This is a genomic window from Lactiplantibacillus daowaiensis (genome assembly GCF_005405085.1).
In the GTDB taxonomy this organism is placed as follows: domain Bacteria; phylum Bacillota; class Bacilli; order Lactobacillales; family Lactobacillaceae; genus Lactiplantibacillus; species Lactiplantibacillus daowaiensis.
In genome coordinates, this window is the sequence record NZ_BJDJ01000014.1 from 1 (window position 1) to 20,469 (window position 20,469).

The window sequence follows — 20,469 nt, forward strand, 5'->3', positions numbered from 1 at the left end:
CGTCGAAACTTTGTTCAGTTTTCAAAGGTCTAAATCGTTGGTTGATTTCCTCAACGCAACTTAATTATCATAACATCTTAAGTAAATCATGTCAACATCTTTTTTCAGAAGCAACAACTCAATTTGTTATGGTTGCCGTTGCGACAACAGAAACTATCTTATCAATTATCGAAGATGTTGTCAACAACTAAACCCATAAAATTATCATTTAGTTTTAAAAGCTTCAATCATCCCCTGTACTTATCGCTAATCTGTACCAGCCACTGCACCAAACTAGTGTCACCGCCATACCGCTTTCTTCTATATAATGTAGCATCAATTTTGCCATTGCCCAGTAATCCCCTCACGATGACTAACACATTACTTCCTATTAGTGTATACAAATCAAATGAAAAAAAGTCCCACTAAGCTGGGCGGCCAGTTTAGTGGGACTTTTTACCTAATTATTTTTGTGTCACTAAAGTTTCATCTGGTTGTTGATCATAAATAATATGGTCAACAATGTCACAATCATATGGATAAAGTGGCTTTAAGTGAACTGAGTCGGCAAAATAGAGATCTGCTTTACCATCACTACTGAACAATAGCATCTTTTCACGGACCACGTCTTTTTGTGCTTCATCCGCATCCGGGGTCATCATCCATGGTTCATAATCGTTTGGACGTTCGATAACCGTATCTTTAATCGTGTGATAAAACGGCATTTTAATATCAGTTGAGATATTCACTTTGGCGATCCCATGCGCAACGGCTTCACGAATTTTGTCGTCAGGATTATTCGAACCACCATGTAAGACTAATGGCATATGCAAAGCATCGTTTAACGCATCTAAGCGGTCAATCTTAATGTCGTTATCACCACTTGGGTAAGGACCATGCACTGTCCCAATTGCTACGGCTAAGTCATCGACGCCAGTTGCATCAACAAATTGTTTGGCACTTTCTGGATCGGTATAAACACGACCCATATTTTCTGCAGCACTGGCATTACGATTCCCGATGCTCCCTAATTCAGCTTCAACGGCAACCCCGATCCGATGGCAAAGGCTAACGGTCTGTTTTGTCACTGCTAAGTTATCTTCAAATGATAATCCAGACGTATCGATCATTACTGAATTCATTTGATCGCGCACAGCCCGCATCACATCATTTAAGTCGCGGCCATGATCTAAATGGATCGCCACTGGCACGTTAGCCGTCAAGGCCATTTCACGGGCATACTTCACAATGCCGCTGCCCATCAAATCATATTCATAAGGATGAATTTGCAAAATAACGGGTGCCCGTAACTCTTCAGCCACACTGATAATGTTTTTAACAAATTCACTGTTACCAACATTAAATGCCCCAATTGCGAAGTGATGTTGATATGCTTTATCGACTAAATACTTTGAAGATACTAGAACCATGATAGAAACTTCCTTTCTGTTTTAACCCGTCAAATTTAGAAAATCGAAACAACTTCTTTGGCATCATCTTTAGCTTTTTTAGCTGGCTCTTGTGAGACCGCCTTTTTAGTTAAGCCCACAATGAGGCATTCAACCGCCGCGCCGGCTAAAATGCAAACTAAGTAAAGTAACGGTTTATTGATGGCAATTGGGATAACAAAGATCCCACCGTGTGGCGCTTGTAACGTAATCCCCATCAACATGGAAAGGGCACCCCCAACGCCAGCACCAATAATATTGCCTGGAATCACCCGCAATGGATCAGAACCAGCAAATGGAATGACCCCTTCAGTAATGAAGCAAGCCCCTAGGATGTAGGCCACTTTACCCGTTTCACGTTCTTGCGCTGAGAATTTGTTTTTGAAGAAGGTGGTTGCTAAGCCTAACGCGATTGGTGGAATCATCCCACCACACATAATGGCAGCCATCGGTTCATAAACCCCAGCAGTTAACATCTGGATCCCAAATGCATAAGTAATCTTGTTTAATGGCCCACCCATGTCACTAACCAATAAGGCGGCAAGAATAAATCCAACCAGCACGGCATTCGCACCGGTCATATGTTGTAGCCAAGCCGTTAATGACTTATTGAAGGAGCTAACTGGCGTGTTAATTAAATAATTGATAATAAAGCTCGTAAAGAATGTCCCTAGAACCGGGTAGAATAAAACCGGATTGAGGCCTTGTAGTGAGCTTGGCATCTTACCGAAGATTTTCTTTAGCCCCACAACGACATAACCAGCCACGAAACCAGCGACAACCCCGCCTAAGAAGCCGGAACCACCAGTATAGGCAATCATCCCACCAATCGCACCGGGCGCTAACCCTGGTCGATCAGCGATACTATAAGCCACATAACCAGCAAAGATTGGGACCATTAGCCCAAAGGCCGCTTTTGAACCGACCATGTTAAGAAACGCTGCAAAGGCATTATATTGTGAACTAGCCGTATTGGCTGATTGAGTCCCAAACATAAAGGAAATCGCCATTAAGATCCCACCAGCAACCACGAATGGCAACATGAAGGAGACCCCATTCATCAAGTGCTTATAGATACCAAAGCCAATTGACTTAGCACTCGTTCCCTTTGCTGCACTCGCAGTAGCAGTCGGTTGACTGCCACCTTCACTGTGATAAATTGGCGCATCGACCGCTGATTTAACTAAGTTTTCAGCGTCATTGATCCCAGCTTTCGTTGAAGTTTGTAACACGTGCTTCCCATCAAAGCGAGATAAATCAATCGTTCGGTCAACAGCAATCACAACCGCGGTCGCATTTTTGATTTCTTCAGCGGTCAGTTCATTTTCAGTCCCCGATGACCCTTCCGTTTCAATCTTAACGGGAATATTTAATTTTTCACCCGCATCCGTCAAGGCCTGCGCTGACATATACGTATGCGCGATCCCAGCTGTACAGGCGGTAACCCCAACGATGGATTGACTCGCTGCACTTGGTGCCACGGCCGGCTTCGCTGCATCGGCTGCATCAGCTTGTTCTTTATCCGCAATCAGCTGTTCAACGTCATCCGGCGTCCGTGCTAAAATCAAGTTCGCGCGAAAGACATCATCCATTAGAAACCCTGATAATTTAGATAGCGCTTTCAAATGCTCGTTTGAGGCATTTTCACCAGCGGCAATCAAGAAGAACAGTTGACACTCATCGTCACCATATTCAATCCCTGGTAAGGCACGACCAAAGGCAATCGCCGCATTTTTAACATGCTTACTTTTAGCATGCGGAATCGCGATCCCGTTCCCCACCGCGGTGGAAATTTCATTTTCTCGGGCCCATACATCCGCAGTAAACGCTGCTAAGTCATCAACTTTACCAGCATCATACAGATGCTTAGCTAATGCGCTAATGACATCTTTCTTTTCGGTTCCGGTTAGGTTTAAGTCGATCGTATCCGTTGTTAATAATTCCGAAATCTTCATTTAAGTCACTCCTCTCGGTACTTCATCGTTCAATTAGTGTTCACCACTAAGTCGATAAAGTCATCGACACTGTTAATTTCTGATAATAAATCTGGAATCTGATCATTAGTAACCACCCGTTGTAGTTCATCAAAGACTAAGGCATAACGTGATAATTGCTCTTGCGTTGGAATAACGACGATTACTAACTTGACTAGATGTTCATCCCACTTCATCGGCTCATCTAAAACAACAATTCCTAGCTCAAACTCTGGTACATCCGGAATTTGCATCGGATGCGGAATCGCGGCAAAATTACCGGTTTCAGTCGATGATAATTGTTCGCGATGCATGATATTGTCATACAGCTCTGGTAGGCCCATATCCGTTAAGACGGTCTCAATCAGACTCGCTTTATCTTTGAACTTGCCGTGAATCAGCTGACTGCCTTGTAAGACTTGGCGTAAAATCACTTGACTGATCTGCTTTTGCAACTTGTGATTGTCTTGTGCATTCAACCAGTCACTCACATAAATCACCGGATAATCACTTTCGACGACGGCTTCATTTGCTGCTACGATAAAGGCAACCTGCTTGATTTCAGTGACCTGCTTGGCGGAAACAATCATGGTGACTTGGACATTATCGAAAACTTCTTCGATCCGGCTCGCTAACAATTGCCCTGAAACAGGACGCCGGGCATAAACCACGGCAATATTTAAAGCCCGTTGATGATTCCGTTCCAAGAAGGCGGCAAAGTGTAACGCGTAGTAGCCAATCTCGTTATCTGGAATTTTAAGATTCAGTGATTCAATCAAAGCACTGGCAAAGTCCACGGCATATTGATAAGCCAAGATATAGTCAGTCTTGATATGATGCAAATACGAGTTTTCAATATAGAACTGATATTCCAATGGAAACAAATCGCGTGACGTATGCAGGAGTAAGTCTGTAAATAACTTCCGGTCTTGCAAGAACGGTTGGTGATAAACCGTGGCTAGCTGTGTCAACGCTTGATTAATTGATTCAGCTAATTGCGGGTTAACGTTTTGGTCATCAGGATCAAAAATAATATCGTTGGTCAATAATTGCTGACTGACTAATAACCAAGCAAAACTCCAAACTTCATTTTCACAAGGCGCCACACTACCCAACATGCGCTTGCCTTGATCCAACACATGCCGCGCATAATGTAAGGTCTCAGCAGTTAACTGATGGCTTTGTTGTAAATCATGATTCAACCACTGGCCAACATTGTCACGATAAGCGGCGATAATAATGAAACTAGCAATTGGCTTAATCAATTCCGGTGTTGGCTTGATGTTCTTTTGCACAAATTGATTTTTTAAGAACTCGATCAACACATGAATCTCCGCATGATTCGTCCACTTTTCAAAGTAGTAATTGTACTCACGCTCTAATTGACTAAATGTGGCAATCTTCGGATTAAAGAAACTATCAAGTAAAAATCGCACCGCCAATTCATCACCAGAAAGACTGACGCCCTTAAAAATAACGGCCTGTAAATCGACGGTTCGCTTCTCTTCATGTATCAACTCCTGAATCCGATAAATATCGGCTCGAATCGTTGGTGAAGAGTAATGCAATTCACGTGCCAATTCCTCATATGAGACATAGTCTGTCCGGGTCATCAGATACTTCACGATAAAGAATGCCCGTTGTTCAAATTCTAATTGGCCAGTCTCCGTAATATCAGTAATCTTACCTTGAATAAAATAACCGTGGTCAGGACTAGCAACAATCTGTGCACCTTTTAAATAATTGCCATTCAAATCTTTAACATAATTGCGAACCGAACGGGTTGTCACCCCTAAATTATCGGCTAATTGTTTACCAGCAATTCCTTCACGGTGATTTTCCAAAAGAATTAATAACTTGGCATAGCGTTCTTTCATGGTTGAACCTCCTCTCTGTATCGAGTTGGCAAACTTGTTATCTTCTTTACAAGTACTAGATTACCTGATTTTGTAACCGCTAACAAATCCATCTTCTTTCCGCTTCACTGCGGAAATTAATTTGCCAAGGCAATTTCCCAAAACAAACAAAAAATAGCATAACCTGGCAAAATTTTACCAAGTTATACTATTCATAAGTCACTATTTAGAACTAGTTAAGGTTTCATCGGGTTGTTGGTCATAAATAATATGATCAACGATATCACAATCGTAAGGATAAAGCGGCTTTAGACAATCTGTATCCTCAAAATAAAGTGACGCTTTACCATCGCTACTAAATAATTGCATTTTTTCACGAACAACTGCCTTTTGAGCTTCATCAGCTTCAGGCGTCATCAACCACGGTTCGTAATCATTCGGTCGTGCTAGCACCGTATCTTTAATGACATGATAAAACGGCATTTTAATGTCTGTTGAGATATTAACTTTAGCGATCCCATGCGCTATCGCTTCACGAATCTTTGCGTCTGGATTATTAGAACCTCCGTGCAATACAAGTGGTAGTTGCAGCACATCATTTAGTGCATCTAAGCGATCAATTTTAATATCGTTTTCACCACTAGGATATGGCCCATGCACCGTTCCAATGGCTACTGCTAAGTCATCTACCCCAGTAGCTTCAACAAACTGTTTAGCACTAATTGGATCGGTATAAACGCGTCCCATATTTTCAGCTGCACTCGCGTTTCGATTGCCAATACTTCCCAACTCTGCTTCAACTGCTACCCCAATTCGGTGACATAAATCGACGGTTTGTTTTGTAGCAGCCATATTATCTCCAAAAGATAGACCAGAAGTATCAATCATGACCGAATTCATTTGATCACGAACCGCTCGCATGACGTCATTTAAGTCCCGGCCATGATCCAAGTGAATCGCGACTGGTACCGTCGCCGTTAAAGCAACTTCACGTACATATTTAACAATCTCGCTGCCCATCAGATCGTATTCATACGGATGAATTTGTAAAATAACCGGGGCTTGCAATGCTTCAGCCACACTAATAATATTTTTAACAAATTCACTGTTACCAACGTTAAATGCACCGATTGCAAAATGATGCTGATATGCTTTATCAACTAAATACTTCGATGATACTAGAACCATACTAAACACCTCAATATGAAAGAAATGGAAAAGCATGAATGGCCAATAGAATAATAAAGATGCCCATACCAACGCTCAATGCATCAGTCTTACCACGTTTCTTCTTACTCAGATAACCCGCAAAAATAAGTAAGATACCAATCATAATGGCAAATGTACTTTCACCCATGTTCATGCCCTCCTTAAAGATTATTATTTAAGCCAACCTAAGCCATAGCCAAGAATCCCAACGCCGAAAAGGGCAAAAATCAAAATAATTGGATTAACTTTTTTACGTAATAAATACATCATTAATAAGGTCAGGCCTAATGCTGGCAAGCCTGGACACAATTCATCAAGAATCGTTTGAACAGTTGTCACAACTTCCTTACCACCATTTTGTGTTTTTGAAACAACTAATGGGATATTGATTGTTGTCCACTTCGTAACCAATACACCCATAACAAAAAGGCCTAAGACTGTTGCCCCTTCTGTTAATTTAGGTAATAGGTTACCAGACACATCTTTCACTAAGGCCAAGCCGCGATTTAAGCCTAGTTTTAATCCATACCACTTCAATGCCAAGCGAATCGCATTGAATGCAAAGAAGAAAAGGAATGGTCCCATCCAAGATCCCTTGACAGCCAATGAGGCCCCTAAAGCTGCTAAAATCGGCCGTAATGTACCCCACATTACTGGATCGCCGACCCCCGCCAAGGGGCCCATTAACCCAACTTTAAAGCTTTGAATCGTCCCAGCATCAATATTTTCCCCTTGCGCTTTACCTTCTTCTAACGCCATCGTGACCCCGACAATTGGCCCGCAAACTCCAGGCGTTACGTTAAAGAATGTTAAATGTCGTTTTAGGGCTTCTGCTTGATCTTCTTTAGTTTTATAAACCCGTCGAATCGTTGGAATCATATCAACACAAAAAGCTAATCCATGGATTGTTTCATAGTTAAATGAGGCCTGTTGAAAGTTTTCAAATACAAAAGTTTGGAAAATATCTCGCTTAGTTAACGTACTGACAATTTCTTCAGCTGAACTCATACCATTCACCCCTCTAGTCTTCTAGTTCATCTTCGGCTAAATCTTCACTCACAGCTGCTGAATTGGCCGGCGCAGCGACTGGTTGCTTACTAAATTTAGGATTTAATTGCACATAAACTAACGCCATAATTAAGCCAACACCACCAAAAGCTAATAAACTCAGCTTCAAGTAACCGCCTAAAATAAACCCTAAGTAGAAGAATGGCATTAAGTATTTAACACTCATCATATTCATAACCATTGCATATCCAACAACCACGATGAAACCACCAGCGACTGTTAAGCCACCTGTAACAACATCTGGCAAAGCATTTAGCATTGATTGAACCATGGTTGGACTGACAAAGATAGCAACTAATGTTGTTGGAATCGATACCCGAAGTGCTTGCACAAATAGCGCCGAAAAGTGCAACCACTCAATTGCCCTGAAATTGGCTTTTTCCGCCTGTCGATTAGCTGCATGTTGAAAAGCAACTGTAATTGTCCGTGCAAAGACGGTTAAAACTTGGCCAGCAGCGGCAACTGGTAACGCAATTGCAATCCCTTTTTGAATACTTTGGCTACCCACAATCACCAGAATCGTCGAAATCGTACTTGCCAACGCTGAATCTGGAGACTGAGCAGCACCAATGTTCATCCAACCTAAAGCAATTAATTCCAGCGTACCACCCAAAATAATCCCTTTGACTGGATCGCCCAAAATCAAACCAGTAATGCTACAAGCAATTAAAGGACGGTGTGTTTGAAACTCATCCAACACACTACCAGCACCAGTAATTGAAGACCAAATAAAAATTAGGATTAGTTGAAAAATTGTAATTTTCATAATAGCTTACCTCTTTATTTATTGAAGGTTTCGTCAATTTTCTTCAAGATATCAGTATGTGGATCGGTTTTAACAACTTGTAAATCTAGTTTCACACCCAATTGTCCTAATTGACGAAAGGCGTCAACATCAGTTTGCGTTAATGATACTGATTTGGTAATTTGAGTCCGGCCCTCTGAGTATTGTATTCCACCAATATTCAAGGTTTCTAGTGGAACACCACCTTGAACGAGTGCTAAAACTTCACTCGGATTTGTAAATAAGTAAAAGACTTTATCATTTTGATACTTCGGGTTGTTAAAGACGGCAATCGCCTTAGGGACATCAACAATATTCACTTTCATACCGGGAGGACAAGCTTGTTTTAGCAAAGTCTTACGAATCGTATCCTTAAAAACATCGCTACTAACAATAATAATCCGATCAGCATGTGATTCCTTTGACCAAACAGTTGTTACTTGACCATGAATTAACCGATCATCAATTCTCGCTAACGTAATAATCATTAGAAATCCTCCTCTTCCGCTTGTTCCCGATTAATGATGCTTAGTGCCTTGGTATAGCCATCACTATTCTTCATAATATAAGTGACTAATTCTTCGACCTGCATATTAGCCATTTGACTAGCAACTTCCAAGCAGATTGGCAATGACATGCCAGCAATCACATCATGAACCTCATGCTGTAACGCTAAAGTTGCTGCAGCATTGTATGGCGTCCCGGCAAATAAATCCGCAATAACTAAAGTATCATCAGCGTCAAAAGCATCAGTAACCGCTTTCATTTTTGTGACAAGGTCCTGTAATCCTTCTTTAGGTAAAAAGGCAATTGGATAAAAGTCATCCACTTTGCCAAAAATCATTTCAACGGCACCTTTCATCGCTTCCGCGGTATGACCGTGACCAATTAATACAACTTTCATAATTTCACCTTCCTAATGGACTAACCTCTTGACTTGCCACCAGCAACGTTAATCGTGACACCAGTAATATAACTAGCACGATCAGATAGCAAATAATTAACTAAATCAGCCACTTCACTCAACTTACCAGAACGCCCCATCGGGGTTGTACCAGTACTCTTATAACCTGCCCGTAAAGTTTCCACACTAATATTTCGCGTATATGCCAAGGCTTCTTCGTAGCTAGGTGTCCGTAATCCGGTCGCTTCCATGATACCGGGCGCAACACCAACGACGCGCACATTACTAGTCCCTAATTCTTTAGCCCACGAACGCGTGAATCCGTTGATTGCACCTTTAGTTGCTGAGTAAGCGCTTTGCCCTTGAGAGCCCTCCAATCCAGCTTCTGAAGACATGTTCACAATCACGCCACCGCGATTCTTAACCAATTCATGGCCAACCGCTTGCGACATGAGGTACATACTCTTCACATTTACAGCAAACATCTTATTAAATTCAGTTTCGTCTAACTCATATTGACTTGCCGGTTGCTGACTATCAACCAATAAACGCGGCAAATTAATCCCGGCATTGTTTACTAAGCCGTCGATTTTACCAAATTTGGTTAGAATGGTTTGAATTAACGTTTGAATCTGTTCACGTGACGTGACATCGGTTTGAATAAATGTTAATTTTTCGGCTTTAAATTCGCCCGCCTTTAAATCAGCATTAATAACTTGTGCACCATTATTAATCAATTCCGTGACAATGGCTGCACCAATTCCCGAAGATCCACCTGTAACGATATATGTTTTACCAGTCAAATTTAGCCAATCCATTTTGAATTCCTCCAGTTCACATTTGTGTGATAACTAAATGTTATTTATTTCACTTGCTATATTATCACCATGTTGGAGTTTTTCAACATCAGGTAACGGTTTTGCACATTTGTGAAATAATCTGGAATTTTTTAATCAAAAGGATTACAATCAATTTATTAATACATTAGAGGTGACTAACCATGTCTAAATTTGACATTGAACGGGTAAATCAACTAATTGAAATATCCAAGCTTTATTACGAAGACGGCTTGAACCAGACTGACATTTCAAAGCAGGTTCACATTCATCGAACCGAAATCAGTCGGCTACTCAAAGAAGCTCGCGAGCTCGGTATCGTCAAAATTAATATCGATTCTTCTTTCGGTGCTAGCGAAAAGCTTTCAGCTGAATTTAAAGCCTTTTTCGGTTTAAAAAAAGCAATCGTTGTGCCGACTACTCCTGGCAGTAGCTATAGCGACGACCTGAAGTCAGTTGGTATGTATGCTGGCAACTATTTGCAGCAGCAGCTAACGTCTAATAGTGTTGTCGGGCTTTCTTGGGGTCGCACATTAGCAACCGTAATCAATTCCGTCGACACAATGAATGGCATCTCAAACGTTACTTCAGTGCCTTTGATTGGTGGGCCAATCGGTAAACTCGATGTTGACTATCAGGCAAATAACCTTGTACATATACTGGCAAATCGAATCAAAGAATCCACTTCTTATACCCTCGATTCACCGGTTATGATCAGTAGTCCTGCATTAAGAAAAGAATTGCTCGACAACCCAAATAACAAAGCGGTCACTGATTTTTGGAAAAAACTAAACGTCGCAATCTTCGGGATCGGTAGTTCTAAGATTACCAACAATCTAGCTTGGCGAGGGTTTTATAAAGACACTGGCTTCGAAGATATCCTTCAAGGTTCTGCAGTAGGTGATATTCTTTCGCAGCCCTTTACTATCGATGGTCAATTGATTAAAGAAGCTAATGGTGGTTTGGTTGGGATGGAGCTCGCTGCGCTTAAAAATGCACCCTTGAGAATCGGGGTCGCCACCGGAGAAAATAAAGCCGAAGCCATTTTAGGTGCCCTACGTTCTGAAACATTAAACGTGCTAGTTACCTCCGACAAAACAGCGGTAGCTATCAAGAAATTGCTCAATTAGAATTTAAGTAGTCAGTATGCGTCAGCCCGTTATCACAATTGTGAGTAATGGTTGTTACATATTGACTACTTTTTAAATGCTGGTTATTATTGACCTTGTAAACGAGATTGCACAAATTAAACACATTTGTGAGGAGGAAATAATAATGAACAGTATTGGTTTAAGAATCCATGGTAAAAAGGATATGCGTGTTGAACAATTTGAATTACCAGAAATTAACGATGACGAAATTTTAGCAACTGTTGTCAGTGATACAATGTGTATGTCTTCTTGGAAACTCGCACAAGAAGGTGAAGATCACAAAAAGACACCTGATAATTTGGATAAGAACCCCGCACTAGTTGGGCATGAATTCTCAGGTAAAATTTTAAAAGTCGGAAAAAAATGGGCTGATAAGTACCAAGTTGGCGATGATTACGCCATTCAGCCTAACTTAGCCCGCGATGATACACCATTTGTTCCTGGTTATTCGTATCCTTACATCGGTGGTGATGCTACGGCCGTTATTATTCCAAACGAAGTGATGGCTTTAGATTGCTTAGTGCCTTTCCATGGGCAAGCTTACTATGAAGGCTCACTTTGCGAACCACTTAGTTGTGTCATCGCTGCGTTTGAAGCTCAATTTCACCTCATCCCACATACCTACAATCACAAAATGGGTATCAAAGCTAATGGGAATGTCTTAATGCTGGGTGGTACTGGGCCAATGGGCTTACTAGCCATTGATTACGCTTTACACGCTGGCGTTAAACCTAAAAATTTAGTTGTGACCGATATCGATCAAAGTAAGCTAGATCGTGCTAAGCAACTCTATCCATCCGATGATGTTAATGTCTCATTCGTAAATGTAAACGGTTTATCGGTTGAAGAACAAAAAGCTAAACTTAAAGCAGTCGTTGGTGGCGACGGATTCGATGATATTTTCTGCATGATCAGTGTCCCCGCATTAGTCACCATGTCAGGTGAATTGCTCAATCCGGATGGATGCTTAAACCAATTCGCTGGTCCAATGCACAAAGATTTTACAGCTCAATTGAATTTCTATGATGTCCACTATAACTTTACTCATGTTGCCGGTACTTCTGGTGGTAACGCTCAAAATGAAGCAACTGCCGCTCAGTTGATTGCTGAACGTAAGGTCAATGTTGCCAAAGTGATCACACATGTATTAGGCTTAGATGCTGCGGCTGAAACAACTTTGACACAACCAGAAATTGGTGGCGGTAAAAAATTAGTTTATTCGCAAAAGAAATTCGATCGAATTGAATTAGCTAAGGTTGATCCTAAATCTGGTTTAGGCCAAGTATTAGCCAAGCATGACGGCTTATGGTCACCGGAAGCTGAACAATGGATCATGGCTAACATGCCCGACATCACAACGGCAGATACTGCCAACCACTAGTCCTCATTAGTACCTATAAATAATCAAAAGCGACCTTCAAATGATGAATCGATTTGAAGGCCGCTTTTATTATGAACTAACTTGCTTTGCCAGTAGCAGGGCTCCTTTGATGCCCGCATCATCCCCTAACTTAGCATGAACTAAATAATGATCTAGTGAGGGATATTGGACATAGTCACCCATTTGAAATTCAAATGACTTGCGCATTAACGGAAATAATCGGGCTTGATTAGCAACTCCGCCACCAAAAATAATGATTTCTGGCGAATAAAGTAACGTATAATTAACCGCTGCCTGCGCTAAATAATAAGCTTCAATACCCCAAGCACGATCAGTTGTTTCAAGTTTCTCAGCCGGTTTGCCGCTACGTTTTAAAATTGCCGGACCCGATGCCATCCCTTCTAAACAGCCTTTATGATATGGACAGACCCCCGAAACCGTGTTACCATGCGCTGATTTAACATAGATATGACCAATCTCTGGATGACCAACACCAGCATAAAAGTCATCGTTATTAATGATTGTGCCACCGATACCGGTGCCAACCGTTAAATAAACCATATGCTGCTTATCCTTTGCATGACCTAAGTGATATTCACCATATGCAGCTACATTAACATCAGTTGTCCAAAATACGGGACCATCAAAAAATTGTTTAATTCGAGCCAAGAAATTATAATTCTCCCACCCTGTTTTCGGAGTTTGCTTAATGAACCCATAATCTGCGTAATCAGGATTAATGCCAATTGGACCAAAAGAACCAATACCAATCGATGCTACCTTAAAGTCACTAAAAAATGTCTCAACTTGGCTCATCGTTTGTTCAGGATCAACCATCGTTGGAATCCTAATTTGACCGACGATTTCAAGATTATCGTCACTTACAGCACAAACGAATTTTGTGCCACCTGCTTCAATTGCACCATACATACTTATCCCTCCAAATAAAATTATGGTAACAACAAACGTTGTCACCATAACTTTTGCTTATCTAAGTTTAAAGAAATTCATTCCGCCATGGTGCCATACCATCATATAATGAGGCTTTACCAATCGCACCAAACAAGTCGTTTTTATGATGAACAACTTTTTTAGCTTCTTCAATACATACTGGGAATAAGTTATTAGGATCCCAGCCTTCGTCATTAGCTAAAACTTCACGTGCTTTGACAAAGAAGGCATATTTGTAATCTGAAGAAATATTTACCTTTGAAATCCCAGTCTTAACCGCTTCTGAAATCTGATCATCAGGGTTAGACGACCCACCATGCAAGACTAATGGCTTATCAACAACCGCCATGATGTCTTTTAAGATATCAATTCGAATCTTAGGCGTCACGTCTGATGGGTAAATGCCATGTGCCGTCCCAATCCCAATTGCTAATGTATCAACACCGGTTTCTTCAACAAACTTCTTCGCATCTTCAGGTTGCGTATAAATTCCATTTTGTAAATGTTCTTTGATATGATTACCAGTTTGACCAATCGTACCTAATTCACCTTCAACGGTCACACCCAGTAAGTGACACATATCAACAGTCTGCTTAGTGATGGCAACATTGTCTTCCCAAGAAGCCAAGGAGCCATCAATCATAACTGAACTGAACCCATTGTGAATTGCCCGAGCAACATTATCAATCGTGTCACCATGATCAAGATGTAAGACAAATGGTACTTTACTGTTTTTAATCCGTTGCAAGACATACGCAAAGAAATCATCCTTAGCGTAAGCCATTTCAGTTGGATGGACCGCAATAATACCAGGTGCATTATCAGCTTCACACTGTTCAACTGCTGATTTCAGCAATTCAGCGTTCGATACATTATAGGCTCCAACAGCAAAATGATTCTTCTTAGCAACTGCCAACATTTGATTCATATTTAATAACATAATTAATCGCTCCTTGTATTTTTAATGAGTTGTATTCGCTTGATTGACTGAACCAGAAATCTCAATATAGGACTGCACCATCTCCTTAGCTGCTTGCATTGTACCTGTCATTAAATCAACATATTCAAGATTCCTAGTAGCTTCTTGTTGTTCAAAGACCGAATCGGCTTGTGCTTTCATCACATCAGAACCCACATTGACTTTATTAATACCGCATTGAATCGCACGTTTGATATTGGCTTCACCGCAGCCTGAACCGCCGTGTAAGACTAACGGACTGTTAGTTGCTTTTTTAATATCTTCAATAATGCTAAAATCAAACTTCGGTACAAACCCCGGCGGCATAATGCCATGACTAGAACCAAACGAGATTGCTAAAGCGGTTACATTAGTGTCATTAATAAATTTGATTGCCTCTTCAGGATTAGTGTACATATCAGCTTGCGTCCACTGATCTCCAGCTACGGCACCCATATTACCCATTTCAGCTTCAACACTGACACCTTGTGCGCGCGCTAGTTTGACAACTTCTTCAGTGATCCGAATATTTTCATCATAGCCATGCGCTGACGCATCCATCATGACGCTAGAAAAGCCTGCTTTAATACTAGCTAACACATAATCTTTATCTTTCCCATGATCTAAGTTAATTGCCACATCCACTTGAGCCGCTTTGGCCATTTGAATAATCCCTGGCAACACATATTCTCTTGGCAGATGTTTCTGTAAGTGTTCCATAAGCAAATCTATAATAACCGGGGCCTGCAATGCTTCAGCAGCTGAGATTGTGGCATAGGCGCTTTCAAGATTGAAACAATTAATGGCCATTACCGCGTAATTATTGCGATTGGCTTTAGCCAACATTTTTTCCATTGAAACGTACATTTAGAACCTCTCCTCTCAGCTAGCTAATTTGAATATCATCTAAATTAATATCTTCTTCAGGTTCACCAGTCTCGAGTTTCTCATCGGTCTTACTTGGTACTTTCTTCCAGGCAAACAAGATCAGACCCGTCACAACTGAACCAATGACTAATGCGACTAAGAATAACAACGGCTTATTCATCGCTGGTACGATGAACAGCCCACCAGACGGTACTGGGCTTTCGACACCCCAAGTCATTGATAGACCACCACCAACCGCGGCACCAATTGAGCAAGCCACGACCATCCGAATCAAATCAACTGCAGCTAACGGAATAACGCCTTCGGTAATCATGACGATTCCCATTGGAAAGGCAACTTTGATATTGTCTTCTTCTTCTTGTGTGTAAATCTTATGTTTAAACAACTTGGATAATACCCAAGAGAGTGTGACACCAAATGGTGGTACCATTGATGCTAAAATCTTAACTGCTTCAGGTTGTTTAACCCCTTCTAGTAGCAACCCATCTGCAAATAACGAAGCAACTTTATTGACCGGTCCACCGAAGTCAAATGCTGCCATACCACCCAGAATTGCGCCAAAAGCAAAGCGCGCTGATCCCTGCATACTATTTAAGAAAGAAGTCAACGCATTAGTTGCCCAAACAATTGGCTGACCAACAACGAAGAACATGAGTATGCCCATAATTAATGATGACAATAATGGAATAATCATCATGGGAACGAGCCCTTCTGCCCATTTCGGTACTTTGATATATTTGACTAGAAACGCGACTAACCAACCGGTTAAGAAGCCACCCAGCATACCACCTAAGAAACCGGCACCGATGTTATAAGAAATAATCCCACTTAATAGCCCCGGTGCAATCCCTGGACGATCAGCAATCGAATAGGCAATCGCGGCTGAAATAACCGGTGCTAATAATCCCATGCCCCAAACACCAAGTGTCGTTAACGCTGACGGAATTGAATAGCCATTTTTGAAGTTTGTGATTTGAGAGCCACCTGTTAGGTTACCAATCGCGATTAGTAGCCCGGCAGCAACAACTAGCGGTAACATGTATGAAATTGCTGTCATTGCATGTTTTTTTAGCTGCATTTTCTTTAACATATCCATTCACCCCATATTAAGATGCTTGTAATTTATCGACCACCGCTTGTAATAACTTAGTAGGTGCTTTTATAGCTGTGTTAGTTGGGACTTCGACAACCTTTTTACCAGCAAATCGTTCCCGACCGCCAATCTTAATATCAACAACTAACAAAACGAAGTCAGCTGCTTCAATTTGGGCCGGTGTTAATTCATTTTCCGTACCAATAGTACCTTGTGTTTCCATATGAATTTCGTAACCTAATGATTGTGCAGCTTTCATAACCTTTTCTCGTGCAATGTAAGTATGGGCAATCCCAGAAGTACATGCTGCGACACCAACAATTTTCATCTTTACCCCTCCTCTGGTTCTTTAGCTAACAAATCCATTAACTCAGCTTTGGTTTCAATATGATGCAAACGTTCAATAAAACTATCATCGGCTAATAAAATCGCAACCTTTTGCAAAAGTTTGATATGCAACGTATTCGCATCTGTATCTTTTACTGCAAATAGAATAACCACGGTCACCGGTTCATCATCTAGCGCTTCCCAGCCAATCGCATGTTGACTAATGCCAATCGCTAAGGTCGTGTTTTTAACTGCTTTTGACTTGCCATGTGGAATGGCAACGCCTTGACCTAAACCAGTCATACCTTCAGTTTCACGATACATCACATCATCAATAAATCCTTGGCGATCTATGACATCACCATGCGCAACTAGTAAATCAGTCAATTCTTCAATTGCTGCCACCTTAGTCGTTGCTTGCAGGTCAATTGAAATTAGTTCGGGTGTAATAACCTTCGAAATTTCAAAGCTATTCATATCAATTGCCATTTATCCTCAACTCCTTCAACATCCTTTTAACACTAGTCTGATCATTTTTATTAAACATTGCGTTAACTAGCAACACTGGCTTAGTACTAATATTGTCAGCCGCAATGGTTGTTATAATAAAGTCAATATGACGATCATACTGCGCACGTCGATTTTGGTACTGGCGAAGCGATACAACATCTTCAATCCGTAATTCTGGAAAGAATTTATGCACCTTTACTTTCAGTAACTCTGATGTTCCAATCCCACTAGCGCACATAATTAAGACACTAGTTTCGGTAGGATTTTGTTCAATAAACTTTGCAAAGTACAATGTGATAAATCCAATTTCATCGTCTGATAAGTTGCGTTGGAACTGGGCCTCAAAAACTTGATTAACCGCTAACTTAACACTCGTAAAAGTATCCGGATATTCGGTTTGAATATCCGCTAGTAATTTATTGGTTATTTCAATATGATTTCTAATCCGGTTTAATAGTGGCTTAATGTGATTCATTAACTCAGGTTTCAATTGTTCAACGTTGAAGTTAATCCCCGTTACTTGACCAATTCGTTTAATAATTGCTAACGTAATAATCGCAACTTTTTCTGAATAAACCGGCTCACCATTGCCTTCTGAAAACAATCGCGACGAGCTTAAATATTGCAATAAATAATATTTTTCTTCTCTAGGTAGGGCTTGTCCTAAATACCCCGATAAATTGTTAATAACTCGATTAGCAATTTGGTAAAAATCTGGGTTCTCTTCAATTGCTTTTTGCTCTGCTAGTTTTATTTCCGCTGGTACCTTTTGATCTGGTACAATGCCTTTTCGATAACGATTTACTAAAATATATAAGTGCGAAAAAATATTGACATTATACGGATACGGAATGATTGAATCTAATTGATTTTCAATCGATCTAAATTGATCAATGATGAAGCGCATGTCAAAGGTATTAAGTGCTGGAAACTCTGAACTGATTTTTTCAGTTTCAATATCGTTCACTTTACTAATATTCTGCAGAATGGCCCGCCGAATGGCTAACTCATGACCTGCAACCCCCACACGATGATTCTTCCGAACCAACTCAACATCCAATCCCTTTAATTGATCTTTTATTACTAGCAAGTCTGCGTTAATTGCAGTATCACTAACAAAGTATTTTTCAAACAAATAGCTTACTAACAGCTTCTTTGGTGCGCTGAAAAGCAATCGCAATAAAACTTCGTTACGTCGTTCAACCGGTGAAAAGTCACTCGTATGCTTTTCATGTTTCTGACTCTTTAAATATTTCTTGTATTCAAGTTTGTAGCCTTTACCTTTTTCGGAACTAATTAGTTTACCAACATCACTGCCTTCGTTAATTCTTTCGATATACCGCATGACTGTTCGCGTTGAAATTCCTAATCTTTTAGCTATATCATTGGAGGTCAAATATCTATCTTGTTGACTAAGGATTTCAAGAAGAACTTGGGCTTTTTCCTCAAATGACATTCTTTCACCTCGCTTTTCCTTACACTTTGATTATATAAGGGATAAATGTAAGCGATTACAAACGTCTGTCAGGTGAAGCTGACAACTTTCTCAAAAGCTTAAAAAGGCGCAATTATTGGCATGTTCATCGCTAATAATTGCGTCTAAAAATCTGTTAGTACCACTCACTCTAAATCCCTATTCTCAAAGTGTTATTGTCTTTTATCATCTACAATTTACCATATAAAAAGCGTCTACATTTCTGCAGACGCCTCATCTAATACTTATATTTCGTTTTGAATGCTGACTTGGCTGCCAACCTTAATTTGCGGATATGCTTTATCTTCAACATACATTGTCCCCGCCAAACCAGCTTTAGTTTCACCGGTAAAGCTAACTGCAATATGCCCTAGGTTCTGCAAATTTCGTTGAACTTCATTACCAACCGCTGTAACTTGGTAAGACTCATCATCAATAATCAAAAACATCCCTGGTTTGATCTCACCATCAATTGGATTAACATCAACAATATAACAAGATGGTCGTAAGGCATCTGGCGCTTCATCACCAAAGAAGATTACCATTTTGATTTCAGCAAAATCTAGTGCTTCGTTACCAATCTCTTTAACAACTGTTTGATATGCGACATTCTTATTAGTTTCCATCATTCAATTCACCTACTCGATTATTTTCTATCTTATTTACCAGCATATAATCCAAAGCTGGCAATCCATGCAACGAATACCCGTGGGACCCCATTAAAGAACCGGGAATACAGGACGGATGGCACCCCAACTTCAACTGTCTTAGATTCAGCTTCTTCCAAGCCTAGTCCAACTGGAATAAAGTCACAGGCATTTTGCGTGTTAATCGCAAACAAAGCGGGTAAAGCATATTGTGGTGAAATATTGCCTTTACCAATTTCAACCCCAATTAATGTCCCAATAACTTGACCAATAACCGCTCCAGGTCCTAATAGTGGCGATAAGAATGGCAATGAACAAATAAATCCCATAATCATCAGGCCCCAAACGTTCCCGGCCAATGGTGTCATTAACTTCGCAAAGACCTTACCAATCCCAGATCCTTGAATAATCCCAATTAATAACGCCACAAACGCCATGAATGGAATAATGGTATTAATAACAGTCTGAACAGAATCTTTGGCGGCTTGATTAAAAGTCGCAACAACTTTACCTGCACCGACCCCAATTTTAGCGATAAAACTCTTGTGTTCCATCTGTTGCGTAATGGTTTTACTATTATCGTACTTAGCATCGCTATCCGTTGCCGTTGGTTCTGGTTCAGAAGCGGTGTCAGCTACAGCTTGCGGTGTTGTCGCCGTTTCATCCGTGGACTTAATCTGATTAACGCCCACATTCGAAACATATAATTCAGGCGTAATGTACTTAGCCAATGGACCACTCTTACCTGTTGGCAACACATTAATTGTTAGAATGCCTTTTTTAGGATAAATCCCACACCGTAATGTTCCCCCACAATCAATAATGGCAACTGCAATTTCATTATCTGGAATTGATGTTTTAAAACCATCAATGGCTTCCATACCTGTCATTTCAGCAATGCGATCTACAATTTCAGGCTTGTTACCACCCGTAACGTAGATAAACTTGTGTTTTTCTTCAGTCGGTGTAATTGTGAGTGGGCCACCCCAGCCACCAGTACCGTGTTCAACTCGAATACTTTTCCATGACATA

At 40.7% G+C, this 20,469-nt stretch carries 22 protein-coding genes; 3 read left to right on the forward strand and 19 right to left on the reverse strand.

All coding sequences use genetic code 11. The annotated features are described in order from the left end of the window. The coding region (locus tag FFM75_RS14070) for a hypothetical protein (protein ID WP_223876651.1) at positions 1 to 191 on the forward strand (191 nt) is incomplete at its 5' end. A 252-nt stretch (positions 192 to 443) separates the two neighbouring features. On the opposite strand, the gene FFM75_RS09340 is transcribed toward FFM75_RS14070, so the two are convergent. From FFM75_RS09340 to FFM75_RS09380, 10 genes are all read right to left on the reverse strand, one after another. Further along, positions 444 to 1,409 (reverse strand): ketose-bisphosphate aldolase, encoded by a 966-nt coding sequence (locus FFM75_RS09340; RefSeq protein ID WP_137628910.1) that lies wholly within the window; start codon positions 1,407 to 1,409, stop codon positions 444 to 446. Positions 1,410 to 1,444: 35 nt separating this feature from the next. Further along, a complete protein-coding gene (locus FFM75_RS09345) occupies positions 1,445 to 3,382 on the reverse strand; it encodes a PTS fructose transporter subunit IIABC (RefSeq protein ID WP_137628911.1) in 1,938 nt (645 codons plus the stop codon). Positions 3,383 to 3,411: 29 nt separating this feature from the next. Then, positions 3,412 to 5,277: a BglG family transcription antiterminator gene (locus FFM75_RS09350; protein ID WP_137628912.1), complete on the reverse strand. Its 1,866-nt coding sequence runs from the start codon at positions 5,275 to 5,277 to the stop codon at positions 3,412 to 3,414. Positions 5,278 to 5,478: 201 nt separating this feature from the next. Next, positions 5,479 to 6,444, reverse strand: coding sequence for a ketose-bisphosphate aldolase (locus tag FFM75_RS09355; protein ID WP_137628913.1), 966 nt, complete (start codon positions 6,442 to 6,444; stop codon positions 5,479 to 5,481). Between the two features lie 10 nt (positions 6,445 to 6,454). Then, complete coding sequence (locus FFM75_RS13965) at positions 6,455 to 6,613, reverse strand: hypothetical protein (RefSeq protein WP_171001475.1); 159 nt, start codon at positions 6,611 to 6,613, stop codon at positions 6,455 to 6,457. 23 nt (positions 6,614 to 6,636) lie between these two features. Next, positions 6,637 to 7,473, reverse strand: coding sequence for a PTS system mannose/fructose/sorbose family transporter subunit IID (locus FFM75_RS09360; protein WP_137628914.1), 837 nt, complete (start codon positions 7,471 to 7,473; stop codon positions 6,637 to 6,639). Positions 7,474 to 7,486: 13 nt separating this feature from the next. Next, entirely contained in the window at positions 7,487 to 8,299 is an 813-nt protein-coding gene (locus tag FFM75_RS09365) for a PTS mannose/fructose/sorbose transporter subunit IIC (RefSeq protein ID WP_137628915.1), read from the reverse strand. A gap of 14 nt (positions 8,300 to 8,313) precedes the next feature. Beyond that, complete coding sequence (locus tag FFM75_RS09370; RefSeq protein WP_137628916.1) at positions 8,314 to 8,805, reverse strand: PTS sugar transporter subunit IIB; 492 nt, start codon at positions 8,803 to 8,805, stop codon at positions 8,314 to 8,316. Continuing rightward, entirely contained in the window at positions 8,805 to 9,221 is a 417-nt protein-coding gene (locus FFM75_RS09375; protein WP_137628917.1) for a PTS sugar transporter subunit IIA, read from the reverse strand. Before FFM75_RS09375 ends, FFM75_RS09370 begins: the two co-directional genes overlap by 1 nt. Positions 9,222 to 9,241: 20 nt before the next feature. Continuing rightward, positions 9,242 to 10,039, reverse strand: a complete 798-nt coding sequence (locus FFM75_RS09380; RefSeq protein WP_137628918.1) for an SDR family oxidoreductase — start codon at positions 10,037 to 10,039, stop codon at positions 9,242 to 9,244. Positions 10,040 to 10,221: 182 nt separating this feature from the next. Here FFM75_RS09380 and FFM75_RS09385 point away from each other — a divergent pair, with 182 nt between their 5' ends. Together FFM75_RS09385 and FFM75_RS09390 are read left to right on the forward strand one after the other, a co-directional pair. Beyond that, complete coding sequence (locus FFM75_RS09385) at positions 10,222 to 11,187, forward strand: sugar-binding transcriptional regulator (protein ID WP_137628919.1); 966 nt, start codon at positions 10,222 to 10,224, stop codon at positions 11,185 to 11,187. A 145-nt stretch (positions 11,188 to 11,332) separates the two neighbouring features. Then, positions 11,333 to 12,589, forward strand: a complete 1,257-nt coding sequence (locus FFM75_RS09390) for a zinc-binding dehydrogenase (RefSeq protein ID WP_137628920.1) — start codon at positions 11,333 to 11,335, stop codon at positions 12,587 to 12,589. A 69-nt stretch (positions 12,590 to 12,658) separates the two neighbouring features. Here the strand turns inward: FFM75_RS09390 and FFM75_RS09395 are convergent, their stop codons facing one another. The 9 genes from FFM75_RS09395 to srlE all read right to left on the reverse strand — a co-directional run bounded on the left by FFM75_RS09395 (position 12,659) and on the right by srlE (position 20,468). Then, on the reverse strand, positions 12,659 to 13,519 hold the full coding sequence (locus FFM75_RS09395) for an ROK family protein (protein ID WP_137628921.1): 861 nt from the start codon (positions 13,517 to 13,519) through the stop codon (positions 12,659 to 12,661). Positions 13,520 to 13,586: 67 nt separating this feature from the next. Beyond that, entirely contained in the window at positions 13,587 to 14,480 is an 894-nt protein-coding gene (locus FFM75_RS09400) for a ketose-bisphosphate aldolase (protein ID WP_137628922.1), read from the reverse strand. 21 nt (positions 14,481 to 14,501) lie between these two features. Continuing rightward, complete coding sequence (locus tag FFM75_RS09405; protein WP_137628923.1) at positions 14,502 to 15,365, reverse strand: class II fructose-bisphosphate aldolase; 864 nt, start codon at positions 15,363 to 15,365, stop codon at positions 14,502 to 14,504. Between the two features lie 19 nt (positions 15,366 to 15,384). Further along, entirely contained in the window at positions 15,385 to 16,476 is a 1,092-nt protein-coding gene (locus FFM75_RS09410) for a PTS fructose transporter subunit IIC (protein WP_137628924.1), read from the reverse strand. 16 nt (positions 16,477 to 16,492) lie between these two features. Further along, positions 16,493 to 16,807 carry a PTS fructose transporter subunit IIB gene (locus FFM75_RS09415; protein WP_137628925.1) on the reverse strand — a complete coding sequence of 105 codons (315 nt, stop codon included), beginning with the start codon at positions 16,805 to 16,807 and terminating at the stop codon, positions 16,493 to 16,495. Positions 16,808 to 16,809: 2 nt separating this feature from the next. Then, a complete protein-coding gene (locus FFM75_RS09420) occupies positions 16,810 to 17,283 on the reverse strand; it encodes a PTS sugar transporter subunit IIA (protein ID WP_137628986.1) in 474 nt (157 codons plus the stop codon). 1 nt (position 17,284) lies between these two features. Continuing rightward, positions 17,285 to 18,772 carry a BglG family transcription antiterminator gene (locus tag FFM75_RS09425; RefSeq protein ID WP_137628926.1) on the reverse strand — a complete coding sequence of 496 codons (1,488 nt, stop codon included), beginning with the start codon at positions 18,770 to 18,772 and terminating at the stop codon, positions 17,285 to 17,287. A gap of 263 nt (positions 18,773 to 19,035) precedes the next feature. Further along, positions 19,036 to 19,416: a PTS glucitol/sorbitol transporter subunit IIA gene (locus tag FFM75_RS09430; RefSeq protein WP_137628987.1), complete on the reverse strand. Its 381-nt coding sequence runs from the start codon at positions 19,414 to 19,416 to the stop codon at positions 19,036 to 19,038. 32 nt (positions 19,417 to 19,448) lie between these two features. Beyond that, positions 19,449 to 20,468 (reverse strand): PTS glucitol/sorbitol transporter subunit IIB, encoded by a 1,020-nt coding sequence (srlE, locus tag FFM75_RS09435; protein WP_137628927.1) that lies wholly within the window; start codon positions 20,466 to 20,468, stop codon positions 19,449 to 19,451. Position 20,469: the final 1 nt, after the last annotated feature.

Bases quoted from the DNA above. Each gene is read 5' to 3' on its own strand.
- FFM75_RS09345 (WP_137628911.1), bottom strand. From the start codon at position 3,382: ATGAAGATTTCGGAATTATTAACAACGGATACGATCGACTTAAACCTA.
- FFM75_RS09410 (WP_137628924.1), bottom strand. From the start codon at position 16,476: ATGTTAAAGAAAATGCAGCTAAAAAAACATGCAATGACAGCAATTTCA.
- FFM75_RS09375 (WP_137628917.1), bottom strand. From the start codon at position 9,221: ATGAAAGTTGTATTAATTGGTCACGGTCATACCGCGGAAGCGATGAAA.
- FFM75_RS09420 (WP_137628986.1), bottom strand. From the start codon at position 17,283: ATGAATAGCTTTGAAATTTCGAAGGTTATTACACCCGAACTAATTTCA.
- FFM75_RS09355 (WP_137628913.1), bottom strand. From the start codon at position 6,444: ATGGTTCTAGTATCATCGAAGTATTTAGTTGATAAAGCATATCAGCAT.
- FFM75_RS09365 (WP_137628915.1), bottom strand. From the start codon at position 8,299: ATGAAAATTACAATTTTTCAACTAATCCTAATTTTTATTTGGTCTTCA.
- FFM75_RS09395 (WP_137628921.1), bottom strand. From the start codon at position 13,519: ATGTATGGTGCAATTGAAGCAGGTGGCACAAAATTCGTTTGTGCTGTA.
- FFM75_RS09380 (WP_137628918.1), bottom strand. From the start codon at position 10,039: ATGGATTGGCTAAATTTGACTGGTAAAACATATATCGTTACAGGTGGA.
- FFM75_RS09415 (WP_137628925.1), bottom strand. From the start codon at position 16,807: ATGAAAATTGTTGGTGTCGCAGCATGTACTTCTGGGATTGCCCATACT.
- FFM75_RS09390 (WP_137628920.1), top strand. From the start codon at position 11,333: ATGAACAGTATTGGTTTAAGAATCCATGGTAAAAAGGATATGCGTGTT.
- srlE (WP_137628927.1), bottom strand. From the start codon at position 20,468: ATGTCATGGAAAAGTATTCGAGTTGAACACGGTACTGGTGGCTGGGGT.
- FFM75_RS09400 (WP_137628922.1), bottom strand. From the start codon at position 14,480: ATGTTATTAAATATGAATCAAATGTTGGCAGTTGCTAAGAAGAATCAT.
- FFM75_RS13965 (WP_171001475.1), bottom strand. From the start codon at position 6,613: ATGGGTGAAAGTACATTTGCCATTATGATTGGTATCTTACTTATTTTT.
- FFM75_RS09425 (WP_137628926.1), bottom strand. From the start codon at position 18,772: ATGTCATTTGAGGAAAAAGCCCAAGTTCTTCTTGAAATCCTTAGTCAA.
- FFM75_RS09385 (WP_137628919.1), top strand. From the start codon at position 10,222: ATGTCTAAATTTGACATTGAACGGGTAAATCAACTAATTGAAATATCC.
- FFM75_RS09430 (WP_137628987.1), bottom strand. From the start codon at position 19,416: ATGGAAACTAATAAGAATGTCGCATATCAAACAGTTGTTAAAGAGATT.
- FFM75_RS09405 (WP_137628923.1), bottom strand. From the start codon at position 15,365: ATGTACGTTTCAATGGAAAAAATGTTGGCTAAAGCCAATCGCAATAAT.
- FFM75_RS09370 (WP_137628916.1), bottom strand. From the start codon at position 8,805: ATGATTATTACGTTAGCGAGAATTGATGATCGGTTAATTCATGGTCAA.
- FFM75_RS09340 (WP_137628910.1), bottom strand. From the start codon at position 1,409: ATGGTTCTAGTATCTTCAAAGTATTTAGTCGATAAAGCATATCAACAT.
- FFM75_RS09350 (WP_137628912.1), bottom strand. From the start codon at position 5,277: ATGAAAGAACGCTATGCCAAGTTATTAATTCTTTTGGAAAATCACCGT.
- FFM75_RS09360 (WP_137628914.1), bottom strand. From the start codon at position 7,473: ATGAGTTCAGCTGAAGAAATTGTCAGTACGTTAACTAAGCGAGATATT.